The organism is Dietzia maris, assembly GCF_014144855.1.
Lineage (GTDB): Bacteria > Actinomycetota > Actinomycetes > Mycobacteriales > Mycobacteriaceae > Dietzia > Dietzia kunjamensis.
The window spans coordinates 1-4,813 of record NZ_JAALDN010000562.1; the positions used below are offsets into that span (position 1 = coordinate 1).

Below are 4,813 nucleotides of genomic sequence, written 5' to 3' on the forward strand. Positions count from 1 at the left end.
CGGGCGGGCGAGTGCCGCACCCCGTATCGCTCGTGTGTTCGATTGGGGAAACACTAGCAAGCAGGTCCGACACACGGCTCTGACCTGGGAAGACCGGCGGACTGCGCCGGTCGGTGGGAGGATGAGACCGTGTTGGACACGGGTGCCGTCGTCTCGGTGAGTTGGTGGGCGATCATCCCGCTCATCGTCGTCGGCTCGGTGCTCCACTTCGCCTACGACTGGAGCGGGCACAACCGGGTCGTGGCCGTGTTCGCCGCGGTCAACGAGAGTTACTGGGAGCACATCAAGATCGCCGCCTGGCCGACCATGGTGCTGTACGCGGCCCTCTTCGTGCTCGGCGGCGCCTCGCAGCCGTCCTTCGTGCCCGCGGCCACTGTCGCCCTCTAGTCGATCCCGGTGACGATGATCGGGGTGGTCTTCGTCTACAAGGCCGTCGCAGGTCGCAATGTGCTGTGGGTGGACATCGCCGTGTTCGGCCTGTGCATTGCGCTCGCCCAGGTGATCTTCGTGTGCCTGCTCAGCGGACTGGAGGCGGACGTCCTCGTCGTCGTCCTCTCGGTTTTCTACCTGGTGGGCATCGTCGCCGCCTACGTGGTGTTCACCCTGAGGCCCCCCGCCGAACCCGACGTCTTTATCGACCCCATCACATACAGATACGGGGTCGAGGGGCACGCCGACTACGAGGCCGCACCCGGGGACTGACGGGCAGAGGGAGTCCGTCGGACGACTCGGGCCCCGTCCGCGGGGAGCGGACGGGGCCCGACGGAGCCAGGGGGTCGTGGGACCTACAGGCCCATGTCCTTGGCGATGATGGACTTCATGACCTCGTTGGTGCCACCGTAGATGCGGTTGACGCGGTTGTCCGAGTACAGGCGGGCGATCGGATACTCGTTCATGAAGCCGTAGCCGCCGTGCAGCTGGAGGCAACGGTCGATGACCTCGGCGGCGACCTCGGTGCAGAACAGCTTGGCCGAGGCCGCCTCGGCGGCGGTGAGCTCGCCCTCGTCCAGCGCCTCGAGGGCGCGGTCCGCGACGGCCTGCGCGGCGTCGACCTTGGCCTGGCACGCGGCCAGCTCGAACTTGGTGTTCTGGAACGAGGCCACCTCCTTGCCGAAGACCGTGCGCTGCTGCGTGTACTCCTTGGCGAACCGCACGGCGGCCGCGGCCTGGGCATACGCACCGTAGGCGATGCCCCAGCGCTCGGACGGCAGGTTCTGCCCGAGGTAGTAGAAGCCGCGGTTCTCTTCGCCGAGCAGGTCCTCGACCGGGACCTTGACGTCGGTGAAGGACAGCTCGGCCGTGTCGGAGGTCTTGAGTCCGACCTTGTCGAGCTTGCGGCCCACCGCGTAGCCCTCGAGCTTGGTGTCGACGGCGAGCAGCGAGATGCCGAAGCGGCGGTCGTCCTCACGCGGGGGAGCGGTACGGCAGGCCACGATCACGCGGTCGGCGTGGACGCCGCCGGTGATGAACGTCTTGGCACCGTTGAGGACGTAGTGGGTGCCGTCAGCCGAGAGTTTGGCGGTGCTCTTCATGCCGGCCAGGTCGGACCCGGTGCCGGGCTCGGTCATCGCCAGCGCCCACATCTCCTCGCCGGAGACGAACTTGGGCAGGTAGCGCTGCTTCTGCTCCTCGGTCGCCAGGGCCTTGATGTAGGGGAGCCCGAGCAGTACGTGGACACCCGAGCCGCCGAAGTTCACGCCGGCGCGGGCGGTCTCCTCGGACTGGATGGCCTCGAACTTGTGGGAATTGATCCCCGCGCCGCCGTACTCCTCGTCGACGTTGATGCCGAACAGGCCGAGGTCGGCGAGCTTGTAGTAGAACTCACGCGGGACGATGCCGGCCTCGAACCACTCCTGGAAGTGGGGGGTCACCTCGGACTCGATGAAGTCACGGAGGGTCTGGCGGAAGGCCTCGTGGTCTTCGTTGAACACAGTGCGGCGCAAGTGCGTGCCTTTCCGTTGGACGTTCTGCTCCGGTGGCAGGCCACCGTGGAGGGGAGCGGAGCGTCAGGTTGGTGTACTCCTACTGGTGAGTAGCCTACAAGAATTCGAACTCTCTGACCCGTCCGCCGGCCCGTCCGACGCCGCGACGTCACCCCGTCGGCGGAGTGAACTCCAGGCCGACGTCGGCGATCAGCCTGATCGGCCCGGTCACCTCACGTCCGGTGACCCGTTCGCCACGCTGGGTCACCGCCACCACGCCCTCCTCGCGTAGGTCGAACGCGACCTCCCGGGCGACGGGCATGAGGTCGCGCCAATGGTCCCCACCCGCCACCCGGGCCGCATCCGACGGGCAGATCGGCCCCTGGCCGCGCGAGCGCAGGAGGGTCCTGATCGTCGCGGCCAGGCGGTCGCGTGTCCCCTCCCGGGTGGGTGCCCACCACGGGTCGCCGCGCTCTCCGAGAGCGACCTTGGCGTCGTGCACCATCACCCGGGCGGCATCGCCTTCGGTCTTGACCAGCCGGCGACCGGTCATCAGTGCGCGGACGAGCTCCGAGCGGAGCTTCTCCGGGATGGACGGATCCGTCGCGCGCCACCGCCGGCCCCCGACCACGATGTGTCGACCGTCCTCGGTGTGCTCCACGCCGGCGCCGGTGCTGTTGTCTCGATCGGTCACACCCAGGTCCTGCACCGCCTCCCCCTCGTTCCCCACCGATCGCCGATCGAGGGTGTCGCACACCGGGCCGGTGTTAGGGTCACGACAGGAACTGGAACGTGTTCCACCAGAGCTGGATGACGATGAGGGGCTGCCGTGACGGCGCAGGACAACACATTCGACGCGGAATTCGACGTGGTGGTCGTGGGGTCGGGGGTGGCAGCCCTCTTCGGTGCCGCGGCCGCCGCCGCCCGGGGTCTGTCGACCTGCCTGATCGAGAAGACCGACCGCTTCGGGGGGACCTCCGCGTACTCCGGCGGCGCCGTGTGGCTCCCTGGCAACTCCGTCCTCGCCCGGGACGGGGTCGAGGACTCCGTCGAGCGGGGGCGCACCTACTTCCGCGCCGTGGTGGGGGACCGCACCGCCGCCGACGTCCAGGACGCGTTCCTCAACACCGGGCCGCAGGTCGTCGAGTTCCTGCAGGACGAGCTGGGCATCCCGACCCGCTTCCAGGCCTTCCCCGACTACTTCGACGCCCCGGGGCGCCAGGAACTCGGCCGGAGCATCTACCCCAAGCCCATCAAGGGCGAGGAGGTCGGCGACCGGGCGACCGACATCCGTCCGCCGGTTCCGGCTGACCAGTTCGGCGCGGACGAGGACACCGCCAAGCTCGAGGGCGGCAGGGCCTGGGTGGCGCGACTCGTACTCGCACTCGACGCGATGGGCACCGCGGAGACCCGACTGAACACCGCCGCCGAGGAACTGGTCCGTGACGACGACGGACGTGTCGTCGGGGTGGTCGTGAACGGTGTCTCCGGCCGGCAGGTGCTGGGCGCACGCCGTGGGGTACTGGTCGCCGCCGGCGGTTTCGAACGGTCGGCGGACCTCCGCCGCCGCTGGCAGGACATGCCCACCGCCGACTGGTCGTCGTCCCACCCCGCCACGGGCTCGGGAGACGCCGTCCGCATGTTCGAGCAGGTCGGCGCGGAGCTGGACCTGCTCGACCAGTCCTGGTGGTGCCCCGCCACGCTGTTCCCCAACAGGCACGCCGCGTTCACCCTGGGCTTCCGCTCCGGGATCATCGTCGACGGCACCGGCCGGCGATTCGCCAACGAACTGCTGCCGTACGACCAGATGGGGCGCAAGATGCACGCCCGCATGGCCGACGGGGCCGGTGACGAGTTCTGGTTGGTGTTCGACGACGCCGAGGCCGGCGGCTACCCGGCGATCTGTATCCCCGCACCCGAGCCCGACGCGTTGCGCGGGGCCGGCCTGTGGCACACCGCGGGATCCGTCGAGGAACTGGCCGAGGCCACCGGGCTCGATCCCGCCGCGTTGCGCGAGAGCGTGGACCGGTTCAACGGCTTCGCCGAGCAGGGGCGCGACGCCGACTTCGCCCGCGGCGAGGACCCGTACGGGCGGTTCTTCCTGGGTGCCGCCACGGCCGATCAGTGCCTGCGGCCCGTCGGCGGCGACCAGCTCCACGCCGTCCGACTCGTCCTCGGCGACCTCGGCACCAAGGGCGGTGCGGTCATCGACGCGAACGGCGCCGCGGTCGACGCGGACGGTCGCCCTATCCCGGGTCTCTACGCCGCCGGCAACTCGTCCGCGTCGGTCTCCGGTGAGGCCTACCCGGGGCCGGGGGTGCCCCTGGGGTCCGGGATGACCATGGCGTACCGGGCGGTGGCCGACATGGCCGGACAGGCCCTCCCGATCGCTCCCTGAGCACGGCGCCGGCGCCGGCGACGAACCACCCCGGTCAGCGGCCGGTCCATGCGAGGAAGTCCGCGGCCGCGATGACCGGCGTGCTCCACTTGTGGGCCGCCCTCGCCTTGGTCGACTGGCTGCCCGCCTCCGCGACCACCAGGGCGTCGCAGCGGCTCTTGGTGACCGCACCGACGGGAACCAGGCCACGGCCGAGGGCGAGGGCCTCCATCTCGTCCCGGGACACGAGGACGCCGCTGCGGTCCAGGGCGCTGCCGGAGAAACACACCCGCGTCCCGGGCCGCAGGACGTCCGCCGCGCCCGCCTCCGGCGGAGCCTCCAGCCCCGGCGTCAGGTCCGAGCCCACGATCTCGGAGGCCAGCCGGAGCCGCTCCAGCACGTCGGCGGTCATCGGCACCCGCTTCGCGGCGCGTCGGATCTGCCCGGCGACGAGTCCGCGCGCGCCTGCCCGGAGATCGCGGTCGCCCGGGGTGACGATCTCGTCGTCGTCGTC

The 4,813-nt window shown here is 70.4% G+C and carries 4 protein-coding genes and 1 pseudogene; 2 read left to right on the forward strand and 3 right to left on the reverse strand.

Annotated features, from left to right (window positions below; translation table 11 throughout):
• The first annotated feature begins 156 nt into the window (after positions 1 to 156).
• Positions 157 to 702 (forward strand): annotated as a pseudogene (locus G6024_RS16840) (DUF6512 family protein).
• Positions 703 to 785: 83 nt separating this feature from the next.
• Here G6024_RS16840 and G6024_RS16265 read toward each other — a convergent pair.
• A complete protein-coding gene (locus G6024_RS16265) occupies positions 786 to 1,943 on the reverse strand; it encodes an acyl-CoA dehydrogenase family protein (RefSeq protein ID WP_067713690.1) in 1,158 nt (385 codons plus the stop codon).
• Between the two features lie 148 nt (positions 1,944 to 2,091).
• Entirely contained in the window at positions 2,092 to 2,616 is a 525-nt protein-coding gene (locus G6024_RS17105) for a DUF3253 domain-containing protein (RefSeq protein WP_235027952.1), read from the reverse strand.
• 135 nt (positions 2,617 to 2,751) lie between these two features.
• Between G6024_RS17105 and G6024_RS16275 the strand changes: the two genes are divergently transcribed.
• Positions 2,752 to 4,320, forward strand: a complete 1,569-nt coding sequence (locus tag G6024_RS16275) for an FAD-dependent oxidoreductase (protein WP_159149174.1) — start codon at positions 2,752 to 2,754, stop codon at positions 4,318 to 4,320.
• Positions 4,321 to 4,354: 34 nt separating this feature from the next.
• On the opposite strand, the gene G6024_RS16280 is transcribed toward G6024_RS16275, so the two are convergent.
• A partial coding sequence (locus G6024_RS16280; protein WP_478213501.1) for a BRCT domain-containing protein occupies positions 4,355 to 4,813 on the reverse strand: 459 nt, incomplete at its 5' end.